Source organism: Kribbella jiaozuonensis (assembly GCF_005233875.1).
Classification (GTDB): Bacteria; Actinomycetota; Actinomycetes; order Propionibacteriales; family Kribbellaceae; genus Kribbella; species Kribbella jiaozuonensis.
Genome location: NZ_SZPZ01000001.1, coordinates 1,838,837 through 1,860,332 on the forward strand (window position 1 = coordinate 1,838,837; position 21,496 = coordinate 1,860,332).

Below are 21,496 nucleotides of genomic sequence, written 5' to 3' on the forward strand. Positions count from 1 at the left end.
TCAGAGCGCGATCAGTTGGGCTGCACCATCGCCAAGAACCGCCCGCAGACGGTCCAGGGCGCGGGCGGTGCGAGTACTGATCGCACTGGCGTTCTTGCCAAGATCAAGCGCCACCTGCTCGACGCTGCGATCTTCGAAGAACCGCAGCACCAACACAGCCCGATCCAACGGCGCCAACTGCCCCAAAGCGCTCTGCAAAGCGACCCGCAACTCCACATCCCCCACCCGCTCAGCCACCTCAGGCACATCCGAAGTAGGCCGCTCAGACCAACTCTTACGCCGCCGCTGAGAGATGAAAGTCCGCACGAGCGTGGTCCGCGCATAGGCACCAGGACTGTCGATCCGGTGCCAGGTCTTCAGCAAACTGGCAAGCGTGTCCTGCACCAGATCCTCAGCATGATGCCGATCCCCGGTCAGCAGCCAAGCGGTCCGATACAACTGCGGTATCCGAGCCCGCGCGAACTCCTCAAACTCCTCAGTCGATCTCATCCACACCCTCTCGTCGATGCCCTACCCCAAGAGACGCACCGACCAGCAGCAGAGATCACACCCCAACTCAGAAGACTTTGGACAACACCCACACGGCAAACGCCAGGAACCCCACCCCGAACGTCACGACAACCACCACGCCGTATCCGAACCAAGTACTTCCAGAAACCTTCACCCCGGCATCCTCCCAGACCCCAACAGGTGAGCTGAAGGCAAACCCGACCCAAGCCGCCGAGCGAAGCGAAGGCGCAAGGGGGTGCGGGTGGCGAAGCCCCCGCCTGCGGCAAGCGAAGCGCAGCCGCACAAAATGACGAAGCCGACCCCGGCCTGCCGCAACAGCGACAGGCAAGGGCCGGCCATCGGGTGAGTGACGGGACTCGAACCCGCGACCACCTGGACCACAACCAGGTGCTCTACCAGCTGAGCTACACCCACCATTGCCGTCCGAACCGCGACGGCTGAGCAATCATAGCGACGAACTGTCCGGACCAGAAATCGAGGTGTCAGGACCCGGTTTGGCTGTCCTGGACGGGTGCCGCGATGAGGTTGGCGGCGGCCCGGGCGGTGCTGGAGTCGGGCCCGGGCTGCGGCACGAACACCGTCTCCCGGTAGTACCGGAGCTCGTCGATGCTCTCGGTGATGTCGGCGAGCGCCCGATGGTTGCCGGTCTTGGCCGGGGTCGCGTAGTACACGCGCGGGTACCACCGGCGTACCAGCTCTTTGATCGAACTGACGTCGACGTTGCGGTAGTGCAGGTGCGACTCGACCCGGGGCATGTCGCGGACGAGGAAGGTCCGGTCGGTGCCGACCGAGTTGCCGGCCAGGGCGGCCTTGCGCGGCTCTTTCACGTACGCCGTGATGAAGTCGAGCACCTGCTGCTCGGCGTCGGCGAGCGGGATGCCGTTGGCGAGCTCCTCGAGCAGCCCGGACGCGGTGTGCATGTCGCGGACGAAGTCGCCCATCTGCTCGAGCGCGGCCGGTGGTGGAGCGATCACCAGGTCGATCCCGTCACCGAGCACGTTCAGTTCATAATCGGTGACGAGCACGGCGACCTCGATCAGGGCGTCTTCCGCCAGGTCGAGGCCGGTCATCTCGCAGTCGATCCACACCAGCCGGTCGTTCATGGGAGCCCACCTTACGGCGAGCCTCCGACACTGCCGCGACGGCGTGCCCTGTCAGTGCGGCGCGTGTCCCAGGTGGATGCTGCGGACGGACAGTACGGCGAGGTCGCGGCGGCGTCCGAGGTAATACTGACCGTCAGGGTCCAGTAACTGCTTCCAGACCGCCAGATCCTCCGGCTCGAGCCACTCCTCGTCGGGGACAACATGACCGTGCCCGTGGCCGTGCCCCTCACCACTCATCCGCGCGATCCGGGTCCGGAACTGCTGGACGAGCTTCTCGGTCCCCTCCGGCGACAGCGGCGCGGGCGTCTCGGTGAGCACGCTCCGCGTGGTCGCGTCGGTCAGTCCGGCCCGGGTCAGCGCCTCGGTCCACCCGTACGGCATCGGCACCGACCCCGGGAGTGAGTCGCGCATCACCTTGAACCACCGGTCCTGCGCCAGATCGAGCCTCAGCTCCAGCCCGGGCTCGCCGACGCCGAGATCCCACGGCAGGTGCCGCGCCGGCAGTCCACCCTCAGTCAGCGCCAGCCGCCCGCCCGGCGCCAGCAACGAAGCCAGCGCGTCCACAGCGGCCTGCTGGTCGGCAGCGTGGTGCACCGACGCCGACGCCCAGATCAGGTCGGCCGGCGCGTCGATTGCCCGACGCAACGGCTCGACGCCGTCGTCCATCGACGCCAGCTCGCAGCGAACCAGTCCGGCGGTGTGCTCCCGCGCCTGCTCCAGTACGTCGGGATCCGCGTCGACCGCCACCACCGTCGCATTGGGCAGAGCCTCCGCCAGTGCCTTGGCCATCCCGCCGCCACCGCAGCCGATGTCGGCGACGACCTTGCCCCCGTCCCGAACCAGACTGCGGGCCACCGCCGCGTTCCAGTCGCCTTCGCCCTCGGCCGACGCACGGAGCCGCCCGGCTTCTTCAGCCCAATCGATCTCGATCATGCCGACAGTCTGGTCCCCGCAACGGGCTCGGTCCGCCTCATGTTGCCGGACCGGCAAATGGCGCTACGGTGTCGCGATGATCACGACCGACCGCCTGACGATGCTCCCGCTGAAGGTCGAGTACGCCGGGGCGATGGCGAAGGTCCTGGCCGACCCCAGCCTCTATACGTTCACCGGCGGCGAGCCGCCGACCGTCGGGGGACTGGAGGCGCGCTACGCCCGGCAGATCGAAGGTCCGGGGCGTGAGGACGAGCAATGGCTCAACTGGGTCATCCAGCACGACGACGACCTGATCGGCTACGTGCAAGCGACGATCACGAGCGGTACGGCGGAGATCGCGTGGGTCATCGGCACCGCGTGGCAGGGCCGGGGGTACGCGAAGGAGGCAGCGCAGGGACTCGTCACCTGGCTGCGGACACAGGATGTCGACCGGATCATCGCGCACGTGCATCCGGAGCACACTGCATCGGCCGCTGTAGCAGCGGCTGTAGGTCTCAGCCGCGCCGAAGTACTGGAGGACGGCGAGTACCTGTGGAGTACTGAACGGCAGGCCCGGTGACCCGGGCCTGCCGTCAAGTAGTTCAGATCGGGCGAACGTTCTCCGCCTGCAGGCCCTTCGGGCCCTGGGCGATCTCGAACTCGACCTTCTGGTTCTCGTCCAGCGAGCGGAAGCCCTGCGTCTGGATCGCCGAGTAGTGGACGAACACGTCAGCGCCGCCGTCCTCCTGGGAGATGAAGCCGAAGCCCTTCTCGCCGTTGAACCACTTCACTGTTCCCAAAGCCATGATTTTCTCCTGATACGACAAAACGCCCGGCGGATCACAAATCCGCGGGCGCTTCGAAACGAACGTGGAACTGCAAAACATCAACCGGATAGACCCTAGCACGCTGAGTGAGTCCGCAGCCATCCCTGATCTCGGCGCGCGTCGTACGCGTCCGGCGTACCGGACCAGACCTCGGCACAACCGGACGTCCCGCACTCGCAGGCGAACGGGTACGGCGGGAGCTCGGCCAGCCCGATGTCGGCCTGCCACAACCGCCCCTGCCGGCACGCCGCCAGGTTCTCGTACCGCCGTTGCCGTGACAGCTCCTCACCAGCCGACAGCCGTGGCTGCGAACCCAGCGCCGCCTCGACTGCAGCCGAGATAGCCGACCAGTCCGGCGTGGCCGGCACCTCGATGACGGCGCGTCCGTGCTCCGCGGCCTCCCGGCGTACCCGATCTGCCAGTACGGCGTCCCGCGCCAGCAGGCTCTCCAACCGGGCTCGACCAGCCGGATCGTCCGCCCGGGCGAGCCGCTCCTCCCGTGCTCGCCGGGTCTGCTCCGCGTCCGGCACCAACCAGACCGCTGCCGGGACGTCGTCAGCCATCGACGGGAAGAGCTGCGGACCCTCGACCAGCGCAGGTACGTCGCCCAGCGCGCGCTCGCGCACATCCTCGACGACCAGCTCCAGCCGCAACCGCGCGATCCGGATGAACGCGTCAGCGGCGTACTCCGGACCCTCGGCGAGGTCCTCCGCGAACGGCCGGGTCGGCGGCATCCGGTCGAGATGCGCGTAGGTCCACAGATCGATCGGGTGCAGCGGCAGGTCACCCCGCCGCGCTAGCGCCCGAGCAATCGTTGACTTACCTGCGCCTGGGGCGCCACCGATCCAGACCATCACCCGGCCATCCTGCCAAGCGCAGGGTCAACGCACGTACGTCGCCAGCGATGCGGCCCCGGCCGGCTGGATCGACTCGAGCCGCAGGTGGACGGGCTTGTCTGACGGGCCGAACATCTGCTCGCCGGAGCCGACGATCGACGGCAGCGTCATCAGCCGGTACTCGTCGACCAGGTCGTCCGCCTGCAGCGCGCGGATGACGCTCAGGCTGCCGGTGACCGCGATGGTCCGCGGTTCGGACCGCACGTACTCGCTGAGCGAGCCGTTCATCAGCGTGGAGTTGGGGAAGGCCGACAGGTCGGTCAGCGTGTGGGACGCGACCACCTTGGCCATCTTGTTCATCTTGGTGGAGAAGTCGTCGGTGCGGTTCGGCCAGAGCTTGCTGAACAGCTGCCAGGTGTCCTTGCCGAGCAGCAGCACACCGGTGTCCATCAGCTCACCCAGCCGGAACTTGTCCCCGCCGTGCGTCTCCGGACCGTGCCGGAACGCCCAGCCGCCGGCCGGCGTGCCGCCCGAGCCGTCGGGGTCGGTGACGATGCCGTCGAGGCTGACGAATCCGGTGACGATGACGTGGCCCATGGTCCCTGCTCCTTCTGTCGAGTGATTCACACCCGTACCTACTGCCGGGCCGCCGCCGATTCATCGCCGCCTACCGAACTTTTTGCCGGGGAGTGTGATCTTGACCGCATTCCGAGCTCGGCCTACTGTATGCCGTATACAAACCCGGAAGGCAGGGACCCTTATGAGAGTTGCGGTTCTCGGCGCCGGCGCGATCGGTGCGTACGTCGGCGCGGCGCTGCACCGTGGCGGGACCGAGGTCCACCTGGTGGCCCGCGGCGCGCATCTGGAGGCGATCCGCTCGAACGGTGTACAGGTGCTCAGTCCACGCGGTGACTTCGAGGCGAGGACGCCGGCCACCGACGATCCGGCCGAGATCGGTCCGGTCGACTATGTCTTTCTCGGGCTCAAGGCGAACTCGTACGCGAGCGCCGGCCCGCTGCTCCAACCGCTGCTGCACGACCGCACGGTCGTCGTGGCCGCGCAGAACGGCATCCCGTGGTGGTACTTCCACGGTCTGAAAGGGCCGTACGAAGGTCGCCGGATCGAATCGGTGGACCCGGACGGCTCGGTCACGCGGGTGCTCGACCTCGACCGTGCGGTCGGCTGCGTCGTCTACTGCTCTACCGAGCTGGCCGGGCCTGGCGTCGTACAGCATCTGGAAGGTACGCGGTTCTCGATCGGTGAACCTGCCGGCGGGCTGTCGCAGCGGTGTGAAGAGTTCAGTACGGCGATGGTCGCGGGCGGGCTGAAGTGTCCGGTCGAGGCGGATATCCGTCATGACATCTGGATCAAGTTGCTGGGGAACGCGGCGTTCAACCCGATCAGCGCGCTGGCGCGGGCGACGATGGTGGAGATCGCGACGCATCAGGGGACGCGGCAGATGGTCCGGATGATGATGGAGGAGTCGCTCGAGATCGCAGGCTCGCTCGGGTGTCACCCGGAGATCTCGGTGGACAAGCGGTTGGACGGCGCTGAGCGGGTGGGCGAGCACAAGACGTCGATGCTCCAGGACCTCGAGAAGGACAAGCCGCTCGAGCTGGATGTCATCCTCGCGGCGGTGGTCGAGCTCGCCGACCTCACCGGCATCAAGGCGCCGACGCTGCGCGCCGTACACGCTGTCGCCGACCTGCTCGCCAGCAAGGTCGGCGTTTGAGCCAGGTGGGTCCGGCCTACAGCGACGCCGGACCCACCTGTTCCAGCTAGAGCTCGAGCGGGCCGAGGGACGGTCCGGCGACGAAGTGGACGACGGGATCAAGCATCACGTCTAGCTCGAGTACGACGAGTTCGTTGGTGCCGGGTCGGAGGAGAGGACCCGGCACGTACAACGTTTGCTGCGGGCCGCGGCGCCAGTATCTCCCCAGGTTGAAGCCGTTCACCCAGGCGAAACCCTTGCCCCAAGCAACCGTCGAGAGGAAATGGTCGGCTGGCTCGGCCACCTCGAAGAGCGCCCGCCACGCGGTCGGCCCAACGCCCGGCACGGGCGCAGCTGGAGTGGCGGTGGCGGCGTCGCCGCCCGTGGTCTGGCTTCCCCGGATGGGGGTTCCCGGCGGCCGCGTCGCGGTCGGGATGTCGTTCCACAGGCCGGGCACGGCGTCGAGGTTGTTCCACAGGCCGGGGACGGCGTCGAGGTTGATCGGGCAGGCGGACCAGTCGGTCAGGTCTGCGCCGTCGAGTTGGACCCCGCCGATCAAGCCTTTGGGCTCGCCGATTCGTTGGCCGTAGTTCACTCGGCCCTGGTCCTCGACCAGGATCTGCAGGTGGCCGCCGTGCGGCAGCATCAGCGCTCGGTCGTGCCGCTCCCGGTCGAGCACTCCAACGGGAGCGCCGTCCAAGAACACATAAGCGCGATCCCGCACCTCACCAACACTCAGCAACACCGCCCCCTCTGCCGCCACCTCAGTCCGGAACAACGCCAGCCGAGCATCCAGCTCATCCAGCGTCGGCATCCCGACCTGCTCACTCCACACGCCCCACGGTTCAGCCAGCAACCGCACCGGTGACCCCAGCGCCGCAGACGTTTCCGGCGCGGGCGCTCCGGACGCGGGGACCTCGTCAGGAACAGTCGCATACCGGGAGATCACCTCCCGAAACGCGTGGTACTTCAACGTCGGATGCCCAGCCTCGTCCAGCGGCGCGTCATAGTCGTACGACGTGACGGTCGGACGGTAGACGCCCTTGTCGTTCGCCCCGCTGGTCAGTCCGAAGTTCGTACCGCCGTGCAGCATGTAGATGTTCACCGATGCGCCGGCCGCGAGCAACGCGTCCAGTTCGGCCGCCGCCTCGGCCACGCTGGTGGTGTGGTGCGGTCCGCCCCAGTGATCAAACCACCCGTCCCAGAACTCCATGCACATCAACGGACCGCTCGGCTGATGCCTCCGCAGCGTCTCCAGCCGTTCGGCAACCCGCGACCCGAACGACCCGGTCCGCAGTACGCCGTCCAGCCCGCCCGCCGCGAGCATCGCGTCGACAGGCTGGTCCACAGTCACCAACGGCACGGTGATCCCGGCACCCCGGATGAGCTCGGCGACAGCCTTCAAGTACGTCTGGTCGTCGCCGAACGCGCCGTACTCGTTCTCGACCTGTACCAGCAGCACCGGCCCGCCGCTGGAGACCTGCAGCGGCGCGACAATCCGCAGTACCTCAGACAGGTACTCCGAAACCGCGGCCATGAACCGCGGTTCGTACCGGCGGACCCCCAGGCCCGGCTCCCGGAAGAGCCAGGCCGGAAGCCCGCCGTTGTCCCACTCCGCACAGATGTACGGTCCAGGGCGGACGATCGCGTACAGACCGGCGGCGGCCACCTCCCGCAGGAAGCGCTCGAGGTTGAGCATCCCGGAGGTGTCGAAGGTGCCCGGCTGCGGGCTGTGCGCATTCCACGGTAGGTACGTCTCGATGGTGTTGAGCCCCATCAGGCGGGCCTTCTCGATCCGGTCGGCCCAGCTGTCCGGGTGCACGCGGAAGTAATGCAGTGCCCCGGACAGGATCCGGAAAGGCCGGCCGTCGAGCAGGAAGTCGGACTCACCGACCGCGAACTGGGTCATCCGTTGACCTGGAACCCCTGCTGGTTGCCATAGGTGACCAGTGCGTCCTGCCAGGACTTCAGTCCGGCGTTCAGGTCGGACTTCGCCTGGTACGCCTTGCCTACGGTGTCGCCGTAGATGCTGTTCGCGTACAGCTCGTACGGCAGGTAGCTCCAGCCCTTCACCACGTTGCCGGCGGCAGCGGTCAGCACCTGGTTGATCTTCTGGCCACCGAAGTACGCGCTCGCCTTGTCCACGAACGCAGTGTCCTTCAGATCGGCCGTGGTCGCTGGGAAGCCACCGCTGGCCAGGAACGGCTTCACACCCTCGTCGTGGTTCAGCCACCGCACGAACGCCGCCGCGAGCGCCGGGTTCTTGCTCTGCTTCAGTACGGACTCGGTGCTACCGCCGTTCTCCGCAGTGGCCGGCTGGCCGTCGTACGTCGGCATCGGCGCGACCCGCCACTTGCCGGCGCCCGCCTTGACCGAGGACTCCATCACGCCGGGCATCCATGCCCCGGTCGGCAGCGTCGCGATCGTGCCGTCGCCGAGCGCCTTGAACCACTCGTCGGTCCAGCCCGGGATCTGCGACACCAGTCCGCCCTCGACGAGGTTGTTCCAGGTGCCGGTCCACTTCTTCGAGCCGTCGTCGGCCAGGTTGATGCTGATGTTCTTGCCGTCGGTCTTGAACGGCTGACCGCCCGCCTGCCAGATCATGCTGGTCGTGAAGCCCGCGTCACCGGAGTCGTTGGTGATGTAGGCCTTCGGGTTCGCGGCGTGCAGCTTCTTCGCGGCGGCGACGTACTCGTCCCAGGTCTTCGGTACGGCGATGCCGTACTTGTCGAAGACCTCCTTGTTGTAGAACAGCGCCATCGGCCCGGAGTCCTGCGGCAGCCCGTACAGACCGCTACCCGCGTGCACAGCCGACCAGGTGGACGCGGTGTACGCCGACTCGTACTGCGTGAAGCCGTACTGGTTCAGGTCGACCAGCGAACCGGGCAGTGCGAACTGGGGGAGCGCCTGGTACTCGATCTGAGCCACGTCCGGTGCGCCGGAGCCGGCCTTGATCGCGTTCTGCAGCTTGGTGTAGTGGTCGTTGCCGGTCCCGGCGTTGACGTAGTTCACCTTGACGTTCGGGTACTGCGCCATGAACGCCTTGACCTGGGCCTCCGCCGACGGCGTCCAGCTCCAGTACGTGATCTCGCCGCCGGCCTTCAGTGCGGCGTCGACCGCATCTGCCGATCCCGTGCTCGCACTGCCGCTGCTGTCGGTCTTGGACCCGCCGCCGCACGCGGCCACCACGGCCAGCGCCGTCAGAGCGGCTCCGACGACCACCAGCCGCCGGATGCCTCGCCGATGTACCTTCATCTTGTTGCCTTTCACTTGACCGAGCCCGCAGACAGGCCGGACTGCCAGAACCGCTGGAGTAGAAGGAAGGCGATCACCAGAGGCACGATGGTCAGCAACGACCCCGTGATCACCAGGTTGTAGATGGGGCGGGCACCCACGCCGGTCGCCTGGTTGCTCCACTGGGTGAGGCCGACGGTGAGCGGGTACAGGTTGGGTTTGCTGAGCATGATCAGCGGCAGGAAGTAGTTGTTCCACGTCGACACCACCGCGAACAGCAGCGTCGTAACGATGCCCGGGGCAAGCAATCGCAGCGCCACGGTGAAGAACGTCCGCACCTCGCCGGCACCGTCGATCCGGGCCGCCTCGAGCAGCTCATGAGGTACGGCGTCGGTCGCGTACACCCACATCAGGTACAGCCCGAACGGGCTCACCAGCGACGGGATGATGATCGCCCACACGGTGTTGGTCAGTCCCAGGTTCGAGAACATCAGGAACGTCGGTACGGCGAGCGCCGTACCGGGGACCGCGACCGCCCCGAGCAGTACGGCGAAGACTGCGCGCCGGCCTGCGAACTTGTACTTCGCGAGTCCGTACCCAGCTGCCGTCGCGAGCAGCGTCGCGCCGCCGGCGCCGACGACCACGTAAAGAACGGTGTTGCCGAGCCAGCGCAGGAAGATGCCGTCGTTGTAGGTCAGCGTGTCCTTGATATTGCTGAAGAACGCGAAGCTCTTGCCGAACCACAGACCCGGCGTCGACAACAGGTCGTCCTGGGTCTTGGTTGCACTCAGCAACAACCAGAGCAGCGGGACGAGCGTGTAGATCAGGTACAGCACCATCGCGCCGGTCAGCAGCTTGGACCGCTTGGGACGCAGGGGAGAAGACAGGACGCTCACAGGGACTCCCGGGATCCGCGCAGCTGGACGACGTACGCGATGACCGCGGTGATGACGCCCATCACGATCGCGATCGTGGCCGAGTAGTTGAACTGCTGGCCGGCGAAGGACAGGTTGTAGGCGTACATGTTGGGCGTGTAGTACGTCGTGATCACGTTCGGCGCGAGCGTGCGCAGGATGTTCGGCTCGTTGAACAGCTGGAAGCTGCCGATGATCGAGAAGATCGTCGCGATCACGATCGCCCCGCGCAGCGCCGGCAGTTTGACCGCCCGGACCGTCCGGAACGTACCGGCCCCGTCGATCGCGGCCGCCTCGTAGAGCTCGCCCGGCACGGTGCGCAACGCCGAGTAGAAGATCAGCATGTTGTAGCCGACGAACTCCCAGGTGACGATGTTGGCGATCGACGGCAGCATCCAGTTCGCGCTCAGCGGCTGGATCGCCGTCGTACCGAACAGGTCGTTGAGGTTCGCGGCCAGCCCGAAGTTGTCGCCGTAGATGTAGCCCCACATCAGCACTGCGACGACGCCCGGTACGGCGTACGGCAGGAAGATCACGATCCGGAAGAAGCCGGACGCGTGCAGCCGGGCGCTGTCGATCGCGAGCGCGGCGAGCAGGGCCAGGATCAGCATGATCGGCACCTGGACGACCAGGAACACCGCGACCCGGCCGAACGCCTCCCAGAACTTCGGGTCCTGCAGCGCCTCGGTGTAGTTGTCCAGCCCGACGAACACCCGGCCGCCGAAGAAGGCCTGGTTGCGGTACAGGCTCAGATAGATCGCGTACCCGATCGGCGCCAGGAAGGTCAGCGCGAACACCGCCAGGAACGGGCCGACGAAGATCCATCCCTTGCCGTCCTGCGACGCGCGCCGTCGTTTCCGGCCCGCCACCGCCGCCGGCTGCACTCGTTGGGCCACGGACTGTGCCATCTCCGTCGGCCTCCTCTCGCCCTCACGACGCCACCGATCGCGCTGCGACGCGCAAATGTTGACGTCAACATCGACGCGGCGACGGTAACGTGTTTACGTCAACATGTCTACACTGCGGACACGACCGAGGAGGCGGGGATGTCAGCGGAGGTATCACCGGGGAAACGACGGCGAGGTCCGTCGATGGCTGACGTCGCCCGGCTGGCGGGAGTCTCCGGGCAGACCGTTTCGCGCGTCGCGAACGATCGGCACAATGTCGACGCGGAGACCCGCGACAGGGTCCGGGCCGCGATGAACCAGCTCGGCTACCGGCCGAACAGCGCGGCCCGCGCGCTGCGGAACGGCGAGTACCGCAGCATCGGCGTGATCGTCTTCGAGCTGCACAGCTTCGGTACGACGCGCACGCTCGACGCGATCGCCACCGCGGCCACGATCCGCGGGTACTCGATCAACCTCGTCCCGGTGCTGGACGTCACCCAGAGCGCGGTGACGAACGCGTTCGGGCGGCTGGGGGAGCAGGCGGTCGACGGCGTGATCATCCTGATCGAGGCGCACACGCTCGACGCGGCCGGCGTACGGCTGCCGGAGGGGTTGTCGGTCGTGGTGGTCGACTCGAGCGCGCACTACGACTACCCGATCGTCGACACCGACCAGCGGCAGGGCGCGCGGCTCGCGACCGAGCATCTGCTCGACCTGGGACACAAGACGGTGTGGCATCTCGGTGGGCCGCCGACCTCGTTCGCGGCGGACCGGCGGCGGCGCTCGTGGGAGCAGACGCTGATCGATCACGGCCGCGAGGTGCCGCCGGTGTTCGACGGCGATTGGTCGGCGACCTCGGGGTACGAGGCCGGTCGTCGGCTCGCTGAGGACGATCAGGTGACGGCTGTCTTCGTGGCGAACGACCAGATGGCGCTCGGTCTGCTGCGTGCGCTGTACGAGCGGGGGCGCGCGGTCCCCGACGACGTCAGCGTGGTCGGCTTCGACGACATGGAAGAGGCGGCCCATTTCTGGCCGCCTCTCACCACTGTCCGCCAGACCTTCACCGAGGTAGGCCGTCAAAGCGTCGACGCACTGATCGCCGAGATTCATTCCGGCGTTCACCGCACCGCGCCGGTCGCCGTCCCGACCGAACTCATCATCCGCAAGAGCACCGCCCCGCCGTCACACCGCGACTAGCACCGAGCGCATCAGGTCCGCGGTTTCGGTTGGGGTCTTGCCGACGCGCACGCCCGCCGCCTCAAGGGCTGCTTGCTTTGCGGCCGCCGTACCCGACGAGCCGGACACGATCGCGCCCGCGTGGCCCATCGTCTTACCCTCCGGCGCGGTGAAGCCGGCCACGTAACCGACGACCGGCTTGGTCACGTCCTCCTTGATGAACGCGGCCGCCCGCTCCTCGGCGTCACCACCGATCTCACCGATCATCACGATCGCGTCGGTGTCCGGGTCGTCCTGGAACGCCTTCAGCGCATCGATGTGCGTGGTCCCGATGATCGGGTCACCGCCGATACCGATCGCCGACGAGAACCCGAAGTCCCGCAGCTCGTACATCATCTGGTAGGTCAACGTGCCCGACTTGCTGACCAGACCGATCCGTCCGGGTCCGGCGATATCCGCGGGAATGATGCCGGCGTTCGCGCGCCCGGGGCTGATGATCCCCGGGCAGTTCGGACCGATCACCCGTGTCCCGTTGGCTTGCGCGTGCGCGAAGAACGCCGCGGTGTCCTGCACCGGAACGCCTTCCGTGATCACGACGACGAGCGGTACGCCGGCATCGACCGCCTCGATCACGGCGCCTTTCGTGAAACGCGGCGGCACGAACACCACCGACACATCCGCATCGGTCGCCTTCACCGCGTCGGCGCACGATCCGTACACCGGGATCGATCGCTTTGCGAAGTCGACCGACAGGCCGCCCTTGCCGGGCGTCACGCCGCCGACGATGTTGGTGCCAGCAGCAAGCATCCGGCTGGTGTGCTTCTGTCCCTCCGAACCGGTCATTCCTTGCACGACGACCCGGCTCTTCTCGGTCAGGAAGATCGCCATCTCTACAGTCCCTTCTCCGCGGCGAGTTCGGCAGCACGCGCCGCCGCACCGTCCATCGTGTCCACCACGGTCACCAGCGGATGGTTGGCCTTGGCAAGGATCTTGCGGCCCTGGTCGACGTTGTTGCCGTCCAGTCGCACGACCAGCGGCTTGTCGGCCTGGTCGCCGAGCAGTTCGAGTGCCTGCACGATCCCGTTCGAGACCGCGTCGCAGGCGGTGATCCCGCCGAACACGTTCACGAACACGCTGCGGACCTGCTTGTCGGACAGGATGATCCCCAGTCCGTTCGCCATGACTTCGGCCGAGGCGCCGCCGCCGATATCGAGGAAGTTCGCCGGCTTCACGCCGTACTGCTCACCTGCATAAGCGACGACGTCGAGCGTCGACATGACCAGGCCGGCGCCGTTGCCGATGATGCCGACCGAGCCGTCGAGCTTGACGTAGTTCAAGCCCTTCTCGAGCGCAGCGGCCTCCAGGGGATCGGCGGAGGCATGGTCCTCGAAGCCGGCGTGATCTGCATGCCGGTACGCCGCGTTGTCGTCGAGCGTCACCTTGCCGTCAAGCGCCTCGAGCGAACCGTCGCCCAACTTCACCAGCGGGTTCACCTCAACCAGCGACGCGTCCTCGGCGACGAACAGGTCCCACAGCTTCCGTACGACGTCCTGTGCGCCGACCGGGAACCCTGCGGCCGCGACGATCTCCGCCGCCTTCGCGTCGTCGACGCCGGTCGCCGGATCGATCGATACCTTCGCGATCGCGTCCGGGTTGGTGTGCGCGACCTCCTCGATCTCCACGCCGCCCTCGGTGCTCGCGATGCACAGGTACTCGCGGTTGGCGCGATCGACCAGGAAAGAGAAGTAGTACTCGTCGGCGATGTCCGCGGCCGGGGCGAGCAGTACGCGGTGCACGGTGTGCCCCTTGATGTCCATCCCGAGGATCTCGCCCGCCTTCGCCACCGCCTCATCGGGTGTCGCGGCAAGCTTCACGCCGCCGGCCTTACCGCGGCCGCCGGTCTTCACCTGGGCCTTCACCACCACCCGGCCGCCGAGCTCCGCGGCCGCGTCCGCCGCGTCGGCCGGATCCTCGATCACCCGGCCGAGCGTCACCGGGACGCCGTGCCGGGCGAAGAGTTCCTTGGCTTGGTACTCCATCAGGTCCACGTCCGCCTCCTTCGAGTGTGCAGACGACTGTATGCGGTATGCAATCTGCTCACAAGAGCCCGTTGCAACACTCCAGGTCTGGACAGCTCCGGCGCGGAGGAGTACCACAGACTTCATACGGTATGCAGTAGTCAGGAGTTGATATGAATCACGTGATACCCACGCCCCGGGATGTGCGTGACGTCTACGGCCGGCGGTACCGGATCGGTGAGGATGCCCGGGAGCTGACCGGGCACTCGCGGCGCTGGCAACTCTGGGCGGCCTGGGCCTGCATGGTTGCGATCAGTCCGCTGCAGTACTCGTTCGGCACCGCCGCCCTGGGTTTCGACCGAGGCTGGGGTACGACGCAAACCCTGTGGCTGCTGGCGATCTTCGTCGCCTGCCAGGCGCTGGTCGCGATCCCGGCCGCGTGGATCCAGCGGGTACGCCGTGCCACACCGACGCAGCTCGTCGTCCTCGGCGGTGTGCTGGCCGCCATCGGTCTCGCAACGCTCGCCCACGCGCACAGCTATGTTGCGGCGGTCTTCGGCTACGCGCTCCTCGGCGGCATCGGTGCAGGTCTGGTGTACTCCGCTTGCATCACGACATCAGCACGCTGGTTCCCGGACCGACGTACCGCGACGATCGGCTTCGTGACCGGTGGCTTCGCCGTCGGCGCCGTACCGAGTATCGCCCTGCTGACCGTCTGGGACGAGCGGATTGTCTTCGACCTGGTCGCCGCGGTTGCCGTGCTGATCGTGCTCGTCGCCGGCGGACTGCTGAAGGATCCGCCGCGGTACTGGTGGCCTGCGGACCTCGACGCGCAGGCATGGGCTGTCGACCGCAAGCTGAATCGCAGCATCCCGAACAACGCGCCTGCGGCCCGGCACTACCGTCCCGCGGAGGCGATGAAGACCGGCGCGCTACCGCTGATGTGGTTGCTGCTAGCAATCAGTACGGCGCTGTCGCTGCTCGGCATCGGCTTCGTCGCGAGCTACGGCGCCGGCTTCAGCCTGAGCGTCGCGGCCACCGCCGCCGGAATGCTTGCTGCCGTCAACGGCCTCGGGCGATCGTCGGCCGGTCATTTGTCCGATCGATTCGGCCGCCGGCGGGTGCTGGCCGCCGTACTCATGCTCGAGGGCTTCGCGCATGTCGGTCTCGTGATCGCCGGCAACGGCTGGGCGTTCGTGGTCTGCGCGATGTTCGCCGGCCTCGGAGGTGGCGCCTTCTACGCGATCATGGCCAACCTCGTCCTCGAGTTCTTCGGCGAGAACAGCCTGCTCCAGAACCAGGCCATCCTGTACTCCGCAAAGGCCGTCGGCGGCCTGGTCGGTATCGGTGCCGCCGCGTCGTTGATCGCGGTGGTCGGCTACCGCCCGCTCTTCCTGGGTGCCGGCCTGCTCGGCATCGTCACCGCGCTGAGCGTGCGACTCCTCAAACAACCCGGCCGCCCAGCCCTGTCTGTCCGCCGCCAACTCGGTACGCCGGTGTCAGGCGAGTGAACGGCTACGCGAAGGTCCAGCGTCCGGATCCCTGTGTCATGGAGATCGTCTCCCGTCTGGCCCGAGAACCCTGGACCGATCGTCCTGCCTGTGTCCACCCAGTGCTGAGTTCGGTGGCTCGCGCCGTCCACGATCACAGCAGCTCGGCCGGCCGTCGGGACCTGCTGCCGCTCGCGCCCCAGTTCCTCGACACCGCGCGCCCCGGCTTCGAGCCGTCTGCCCGGCTGGTCGCGCTGTGCGTGTCGACGGCGCTGACCAGCGGTGAGATCACGGGGGATGAACGGCGCCGACTGGCAGCCGCGCATCAGACCGCGATGCACCTGCTCGGCGCGGAGGAGCATCCGACCGGCGCGGCCCGCTGGTGGTTGCGTGCCCTGGGCCACCGGAGCGAGGCGTTCTACCGCACCTTTGTCGCGACCGAGCATGCCGCGGAAGCCGTCGCGGTCGCTGCCAGGACGGCGAACGATGTACGACTCAAGAGCCTGCTCAAGCTGTGCCTCGCGGCTCAGCTCAAACCCGCCTGCTCGAGCTGATTCCTCAACGCCATAAGGGCTTTCCCCAAAGCCAGGCTCCTCGACGCGAACTCTGGACAACCACCATCGCGTGGGATAAGACTACGACTACACCATACGGTATGCAATCTACAGACCACGCCGCACGACGGCCTTCCGAGGAGATGACTGCAGATGGCGCAGACAGTGTCGGAGACCCAGCCCGCCGCCCAAGTGAAGGAGCCGGAGACGATCTCCGGTGGTCACCTCGTCGCTAAGGCCTTGAAGGCCGAGGGGATCGACGTGATCTTCACGCTCTGCGGCGGTCACATCATCGACATCTACGACGGCTGCGTGGACGAGGGCATCGCCGTGGTCGACGTCCGGCACGAGCAGGTCGCCGCGCACGCCGCCGACGGCTACGCGCGAGTGACAGGCAAGCCCGGCTGCGCGGTCGTCACCGCCGGCCCGGGTACGACGGACGCCGTCACCGGTGTCGCGAACGCGTTCCGAGCCGAGAGCCCGATGTTGCTGATCGGCGGCCAGGGCGCGCTCAACCAGCACAAGATGGGGTCCCTGCAGGACCTGCCGCACGTCGACATGATGACGCCGATCACCAAGTTCGCCGCGACCGTGCCGCACACCGCGCGCGTCGCTGACATGGTGTCGATGGCGTTCCGCGAGTCCCTGAACGGCGCACCGGGACCGTCCTTCCTGGAGATCCCGCGCGACATCCTGGACAACTCGGTCCCGGTCGAGTCCGCGACGGTTCCCGAGGCCGGCCACTATCGCGCATCCACCAAGAGCATCGGCGACCCGGCGAGCATCGAGGCGCTGGCCGACCTGCTGGTGCGGGCCGAGAAGCCCGTCGTACTGCTCGGCACGCAGGTGTGGACGGCCCGCGGCAGCGATGCGGCGACCGAGTTCGTGCGGACCCTCGACGTACCGGCGTTCATGAACGGCGCCGCCCGCGGCACGCTGCCGCCCGGCGACCCGCACCACTTCCACCTGTCCCGGCGGTACGGGTTCAACAACGCCGACCTGATCCTGATCGTCGGTACACCGTTCGACTTCCGGATGGGGTACGGACGACGCCTGCCGAAGAGCGCGACCGTCGTACAGATCGACATGGACTACCGCACCGTCGGCAAGAACCGCGATATCGATCTCGGCCTGGTCGGCGACCCGGGCGCGATCCTTGCCGCGGTCACCCAGGCGGCGTCGGGCCGGCTGCACAAGACGGATCGCAAGGGCTGGTTCGCGGAGCTGCGTGCCGAGGAGGATGCGGCGTACCAGAAGCGACTCCCGCGGCAGCTGTCCGACGCGAACCCGATCCACCCGCTGCGGCTCGCGCACGAGATCAACGAGTTCCTCACCGAGGACTCGATCTACATCGGCGACGGCGGCGACATCGTCACGTTCTCCGGTGGCGTCGTCCAGCCCAAGTCACCCGGCCACTGGATGGACCCGGGACCGCTCGGCACGCTCGGCGTCGGCATCCCGTTCGTGCTTGCGGCGAAGTACGCGCGACCGGACAAGGAAGTCGTCGCGCTGTTCGGTGACGGCGCTTTCTCCTTGACCGGTTGGGATTTCGAGACGCTGGTGCGCTTCAACCTTCCGTTCGTCGGTGTCGTCGGCAACAACTCCTCGATGAACCAGATCCGCTACGGCCAGGAAGCGAAGTACGGCCACGACCGCGGCCGGATCGGCAACACCCTCGGCGACGTCAAGTACGACGAGTTCGCCCGGATGCTCGGCGGGTACGGCGAAGAGGTCCGCGACCCGAAGGACATCGGGCCGGCTATGCAGCGCGCCCGCGAATCGGGGCTGCCCTCGCTCATCAACGTCTGGGTCGACCCGGACGCGTATGCCCCCGGAACCATGAACCAGACCATGTACAAGTAAGGGGACCCCAGCATGACCAAGGCCCTCGATGGTGTCCGTGTCCTCGACATGACCCATGTCCAGTCCGGACCGTCCTGCACCCAGATCCTTGCCTGGCTCGGCGCCGACGTGATCAAGCTCGAGGCACCGACCGGCGATATCACCCGTCAGCAGCTGCGCGACCTCCCGGACGTCGACAGCCTCTACTTCACGATGCTCAACTGCAACAAGCGCAGCATCACGCTGAACATGAAGTCCGACCGGGGCAAGGAGATCTTCATCGACCTGGTGAAGAACGCCGACGTCCTGGTGGAGAACTTCGCTCCCGGCGCGATCGACCGGATGGGCTTCACCTGGGAGCGCCTCCAGGAGCTCAACCCCGGCCTGGTGTTCGCGTCGATCAAGGGCTTCGGCCCGGGCCGGTACGAGAACTTCAAGGCGTACGAGGTCGTCGCCCAGGCGATGGGCGGCGCGATGAGTACGACGGGGTTCGAGGACGGACCGCCTACCGCGACCGGCGCGCAGATCGGCGACTCCGGCACCGGGATCCATCTCGTCGCCGGCATCCTCGCGGCCCTGTTCCAACGGACGCACACCGGCAAGGGCCAGCGGGTGACCGTGGCCATGCAGGAAGCCGTGCTGAACCTGACGCGGGTGAAGCTCCGTGACCAGCAGCGGCTGACGCACGGCCCGCTGCGCGAGTACCCGAACGACAACTTCGACAGCGAGGTACCGCGATCCGGGAACGCATCCGGTGGCGGGCAGCCCGGCTGGGCGCTTCGCTGTGCGCCGGGTGGGCCGAACGACTACATCTACGTGATCGTCCAGCCGCCGGGGTGGGCGCCGATCGCAAACCTGATCGGCAAGCCGGAGCTGGCCGAGGACCCGGACTGGGCGACGCCGGCGGCGCGGCTGGACAAGCTGGACAAGATGTTCGCGCTGATCGAGCAGTGGACCGAGCAGCACACGAAGTTCGAAGTGATGGACAAGCTCAACGCGCTGAACGTGCCGTGCGGGCCGATCATGTCGACCGCCGAGCTGATCGCCGACGAGACGCTGGCCGACCTCGGCGCGGTGGTCGAGGTGGAGCACCCGCAGCGCGGCGCGTTCAAGACCGTCGGCTGCCCGATCAAGCTGTCCGACTCGCCGGTCGAGGTGCAGACCTCGCCGGGTCTCGGTGAGCACAACTCCGCCATCTACGGCTCGCTCGGTATCGACACCGGGGAGCTCGAGGAACTCAAAGCCGCCGGTGTGATCTGAAATGGAGTGCATGGCATGACCTATGACAAGGCAGCAGTCCGGACCATCCTCGACCAGGCTCTGGCGGACGGCCGCACCTCGCTGAGCGCGCCCGAGGCCAAGCAGGTCGCCGACGCGTACGGCATCCCGACCCCGGGCGAGGGACTGGCCACGACTGCCGAGGGCGCCGCCGGTCTCGCCGCCGAGATCGGGTTCCCCGTCGTACTGAAGATCGTCTCGCCGGACATCCTGCACAAGACCGAGGCCGGCGGCGTGGTGGTCGGCGTGGACAGCTTGGACGCGGCTCGCGATGCGTTCGACAAGATCCTCGCCAATGCGCGGGCCTACAAGGCCGACGCGGCGATCACCGGCGTACAGGTCCAGAAGATGCTGGTGACCGGCGGCGATGTGCAGGAGGTCATCGTCGGGGCGGTCACCGATCCGACGTTCGGCAAGGTGGTCGCGTTCGGGCTCGGTGGCGTACTCGTCGAGGTGCTCAAGGACGTCACCTTCCGGCTTGCGCCGCTGACCGCCGACGAGGCGCGGGCGATGGTCGACGGTATCGATGCGCACGAGATGCTCGAAGGCGTCCGGGGCGCGCGGCCGGTCGACAAGGACGCGGTGGGTGATCTGATCAAGCGGTTGTCGGATCTCGTGACTGACTTCCCGCAGTTCGCCGAGGTCGACCTGAACCCGGTGCTCGCCGGGCCGGACGGCGCCACCGCGGTGGACTTCCGGATCATCGTGGACGCCGAGGCCGGGAAGCCGGTCGAGCGGTTCAGCCAGGAGGAGATCCTGACCGCGATGACGCGGATCATGCGGCCGCGCGCGGTAGCCGTGATCGGGGCGTCCAACGAGGACGGCAAGATCGGCAACTCGGTGATGAAGAACCTGGTCAACGGCGGGTACGCCGGAGACATCTACCCGATCAACCCGCGCGGCGGGGAGGTGCTCGGGCGGAAGGCCTTCCCGAGCATCTTGGACGTGCCGGGCGACGTCGATGTCGCGGTGTTCGCCGTACCGGCCAAGTTCGTTGCCGGAGCGCTCGAGCAGTGCGGGCAGAAGGGTGTGGCGGGCGCGATCCTGATCCCGTCCGGGTTCGCCGAGACCGGCGAGCAGGAGCTCCAGGACGAGGTCGTCGCGATCGCCCGTGAACACAATGTCCGCATCCTGGGACCGAACATCTACGGCTACTACTACCTGCCGGAGAGCCTGTGCGCGACGTTCTGTACGCCGTACGACGTGCGCGGGTCCGTTGCCCTGTCGTCGCAGTCGGGCGGGATCGGGATGGCGATCCTCGGGTTCAGCCGGTCCAGCCGGATGGGGGTCTCCGCGATCGTTGGGGTAGGCAACAAGGCCGACATCGACGAGGATGACCTCCTGACCTTCTTCGAGAGCGATGACAACACCAACCTGATCGCCATGCATCTTGAGGATTTGAAGGACGGCCGGGCGTTCGCCGAGACGGCGGCCCGGGTGTCCAAGAAGAAGCCGGTCGTCGTGCTGAAGGCCGGCCGGACGTCCATGGGCGCGCGGGCGGCCAGCTCGCACACCGGCGCCCTGGCCGGCGACGACAAGGTGTACGACGACATCCTGCGCCAGAGCGGCGTCGTACGCGCCCCGGGGCTGAACGAGATGCTCCAGTACGCCCGCGGGATCCCGCTGCTGCCGACACCGAAGGGCGAGAACGTCGTGATCATCACCGGCGCGGGCGGTTCCGGCGTACTGCTGTCGGACGCTTGTGTCGACAACGGGCTCACGTTGATGGACATCCCGGCCGATCTGGATGCGGCGTTCCGGAAGTTCATCCCGCCGTTCGGTGCCGCCGGCAACCCGGTCGACATCACCGGTGGCGAGCCGCCGTCGACGTACCGGAACACGGTCGCGCTCGGGCTGTCCGACGAGCGCATCCACGCGCTGATCCTGGGCTACTGGCACACGATCGTGACGCCGCCGATGGTGTTCGCCCGCCTTGTTGCCGAGGTGGTCGAGGAGTTCCGGGCCAAGGGCATCGACAAGCCGGTGGTTGCCTCGCTGTCCGGTGACGTCGAGGTCGAGGAGGCGTCGCAGTACCTGTTCGACCACGGTGTGGTCGCGTACCCGTACACCACCGAGACGCCGGTCCAGGTTCTCGGTGCGAAGTATCGCTGGGCCCGGAACGCCGGGCCGCTCGGCCAGAGTTGATCTCTTGATTGGAGGAAGCAGTCTGCGGGGGAGTTGGTAGTCAGCTAGTTGGCGTCGAA

Annotated in this window: 20 protein-coding genes and 1 tRNA gene; 8 read left to right on the forward strand and 13 right to left on the reverse strand. The window is 67.4% G+C overall.

Features of this window, described 5'->3' with window-relative positions:
* From FDA38_RS08875 to FDA38_RS08890, 4 genes are all read right to left on the reverse strand, one after another.
* On the reverse strand, positions 1-489 hold the full coding sequence (locus FDA38_RS08875; protein ID WP_137253540.1) for a SigE family RNA polymerase sigma factor: 489 nt from the start codon (positions 487-489) through the stop codon (positions 1-3).
* A gap of 362 nt (positions 490-851) precedes the next feature.
* A tRNA-His gene (locus FDA38_RS08880) sits at positions 852-924 on the reverse strand.
* A 68-nt stretch (positions 925-992) separates the two neighbouring features.
* On the reverse strand, positions 993-1,613 hold the full coding sequence (gene orn, locus FDA38_RS08885; protein WP_137253541.1) for an oligoribonuclease: 621 nt from the start codon (positions 1,611-1,613) through the stop codon (positions 993-995).
* 51 nt (positions 1,614-1,664) lie between these two features.
* Positions 1,665-2,546: a class I SAM-dependent methyltransferase gene (locus tag FDA38_RS08890; protein WP_137253542.1), complete on the reverse strand. Its 882-nt coding sequence runs from the start codon at positions 2,544-2,546 to the stop codon at positions 1,665-1,667.
* A 76-nt stretch (positions 2,547-2,622) separates the two neighbouring features.
* Here FDA38_RS08890 and FDA38_RS08895 point away from each other — a divergent pair, with 76 nt between their 5' ends.
* Positions 2,623-3,105: a GNAT family N-acetyltransferase gene (locus FDA38_RS08895; protein ID WP_137253543.1), complete on the forward strand. Its 483-nt coding sequence runs from the start codon at positions 2,623-2,625 to the stop codon at positions 3,103-3,105.
* Positions 3,106-3,127: 22 nt separating this feature from the next.
* Here FDA38_RS08895 and FDA38_RS08900 read toward each other — a convergent pair whose 3' ends face one another.
* The 3 genes from FDA38_RS08900 to FDA38_RS08910 form a co-directional block, all read right to left on the reverse strand.
* Positions 3,128-3,331, reverse strand: coding sequence for a cold-shock protein (locus FDA38_RS08900; protein ID WP_134096839.1), 204 nt, complete (start codon positions 3,329-3,331; stop codon positions 3,128-3,130).
* 95 nt (positions 3,332-3,426) lie between these two features.
* A complete protein-coding gene (locus tag FDA38_RS08905) occupies positions 3,427-4,206 on the reverse strand; it encodes a P-loop NTPase family protein (RefSeq protein ID WP_137254195.1) in 780 nt (259 codons plus the stop codon).
* A 27-nt stretch (positions 4,207-4,233) separates the two neighbouring features.
* Complete coding sequence (locus FDA38_RS08910) at positions 4,234-4,785, reverse strand: dihydrofolate reductase family protein (protein ID WP_137253544.1); 552 nt, start codon at positions 4,783-4,785, stop codon at positions 4,234-4,236.
* A 163-nt stretch (positions 4,786-4,948) separates the two neighbouring features.
* Between FDA38_RS08910 and FDA38_RS08915 the strand changes: the two genes are divergently transcribed.
* Positions 4,949-5,920, forward strand: a complete 972-nt coding sequence (locus FDA38_RS08915) for a 2-dehydropantoate 2-reductase (protein ID WP_137253545.1) — start codon at positions 4,949-4,951, stop codon at positions 5,918-5,920.
* A gap of 46 nt (positions 5,921-5,966) precedes the next feature.
* Here the strand turns inward: FDA38_RS08915 and FDA38_RS08920 are convergent, their stop codons facing one another.
* The 4 genes from FDA38_RS08920 to FDA38_RS08935 are packed head-to-tail and all read right to left on the reverse strand — an operon-like array spanning position 5,967 to position 10,955.
* Positions 5,967-7,808 carry a glycoside hydrolase family 35 protein gene (locus tag FDA38_RS08920; RefSeq protein ID WP_137253546.1) on the reverse strand — a complete coding sequence of 614 codons (1,842 nt, stop codon included), beginning with the start codon at positions 7,806-7,808 and terminating at the stop codon, positions 5,967-5,969.
* Positions 7,805-9,154, reverse strand: coding sequence for an ABC transporter substrate-binding protein (locus tag FDA38_RS08925; RefSeq protein ID WP_137253547.1), 1,350 nt, complete (start codon positions 9,152-9,154; stop codon positions 7,805-7,807). Before FDA38_RS08925 ends, FDA38_RS08920 begins: the two co-directional genes overlap by 4 nt.
* 11 nt (positions 9,155-9,165) lie before the next feature.
* Positions 9,166-10,029 (reverse strand): carbohydrate ABC transporter permease, encoded by an 864-nt coding sequence (locus FDA38_RS08930; RefSeq protein WP_202877597.1) that lies wholly within the window; start codon positions 10,027-10,029, stop codon positions 9,166-9,168.
* Complete coding sequence (locus tag FDA38_RS08935) at positions 10,026-10,955, reverse strand: carbohydrate ABC transporter permease (RefSeq protein ID WP_137253548.1); 930 nt, start codon at positions 10,953-10,955, stop codon at positions 10,026-10,028. The genes FDA38_RS08930 and FDA38_RS08935 overlap by 4 nt, the downstream gene beginning before the upstream one ends.
* Before the next feature lie 183 nt (positions 10,956-11,138).
* On the opposite strand from FDA38_RS08935, the gene FDA38_RS08940 reads away from it, so the two are divergent.
* The gene (locus tag FDA38_RS08940) at positions 11,139-12,131 is read left to right on the forward strand and encodes a LacI family DNA-binding transcriptional regulator (protein WP_233714599.1); all 993 of its coding nucleotides are present in this window, start codon (positions 11,139-11,141) and stop codon (positions 12,129-12,131) included.
* Here the strand turns inward: FDA38_RS08940 and sucD are convergent.
* The gene (gene sucD / locus FDA38_RS08945) at positions 12,117-12,998 is read right to left on the reverse strand and encodes a succinate--CoA ligase subunit alpha (RefSeq protein WP_137253550.1); all 882 of its coding nucleotides are present in this window, start codon (positions 12,996-12,998) and stop codon (positions 12,117-12,119) included. The two genes, FDA38_RS08940 and sucD, sit on opposite strands and share 15 nt — an antisense overlap.
* Positions 12,999-13,000: 2 nt before the next feature.
* Positions 13,001-14,158, reverse strand: a complete 1,158-nt coding sequence (sucC, locus tag FDA38_RS08950; protein ID WP_137253551.1) for an ADP-forming succinate--CoA ligase subunit beta — start codon at positions 14,156-14,158, stop codon at positions 13,001-13,003.
* Positions 14,159-14,301: 143 nt separating this feature from the next.
* On the opposite strand from sucC, the gene FDA38_RS08955 reads away from it, so the two are divergent.
* The 5 genes from FDA38_RS08955 (at position 14,302) to FDA38_RS08975 (ending at position 21,437) form a co-directional block, all read left to right on the forward strand.
* The gene (locus FDA38_RS08955) at positions 14,302-15,639 is read left to right on the forward strand and encodes an OFA family MFS transporter (protein ID WP_233714600.1); all 1,338 of its coding nucleotides are present in this window, start codon (positions 14,302-14,304) and stop codon (positions 15,637-15,639) included.
* A 101-nt stretch (positions 15,640-15,740) separates the two neighbouring features.
* On the forward strand, positions 15,741-16,172 hold the full coding sequence (locus FDA38_RS08960; RefSeq protein WP_137253552.1) for a hypothetical protein: 432 nt from the start codon (positions 15,741-15,743) through the stop codon (positions 16,170-16,172).
* Between the two features lie 153 nt (positions 16,173-16,325).
* The gene (locus tag FDA38_RS08965; protein ID WP_137253553.1) at positions 16,326-18,035 is read left to right on the forward strand and encodes a thiamine pyrophosphate-binding protein; all 1,710 of its coding nucleotides are present in this window, start codon (positions 16,326-16,328) and stop codon (positions 18,033-18,035) included.
* A 12-nt stretch (positions 18,036-18,047) separates the two neighbouring features.
* Positions 18,048-19,274: a formyl-CoA transferase gene (frc, locus tag FDA38_RS08970; protein ID WP_137253554.1), complete on the forward strand. Its 1,227-nt coding sequence runs from the start codon at positions 18,048-18,050 to the stop codon at positions 19,272-19,274.
* 15 nt (positions 19,275-19,289) lie between these two features.
* Positions 19,290-21,437: an acetate--CoA ligase family protein gene (locus tag FDA38_RS08975; RefSeq protein ID WP_137253555.1), complete on the forward strand. Its 2,148-nt coding sequence runs from the start codon at positions 19,290-19,292 to the stop codon at positions 21,435-21,437.
* The last annotated feature ends 59 nt before the right edge of the window (positions 21,438-21,496 follow it).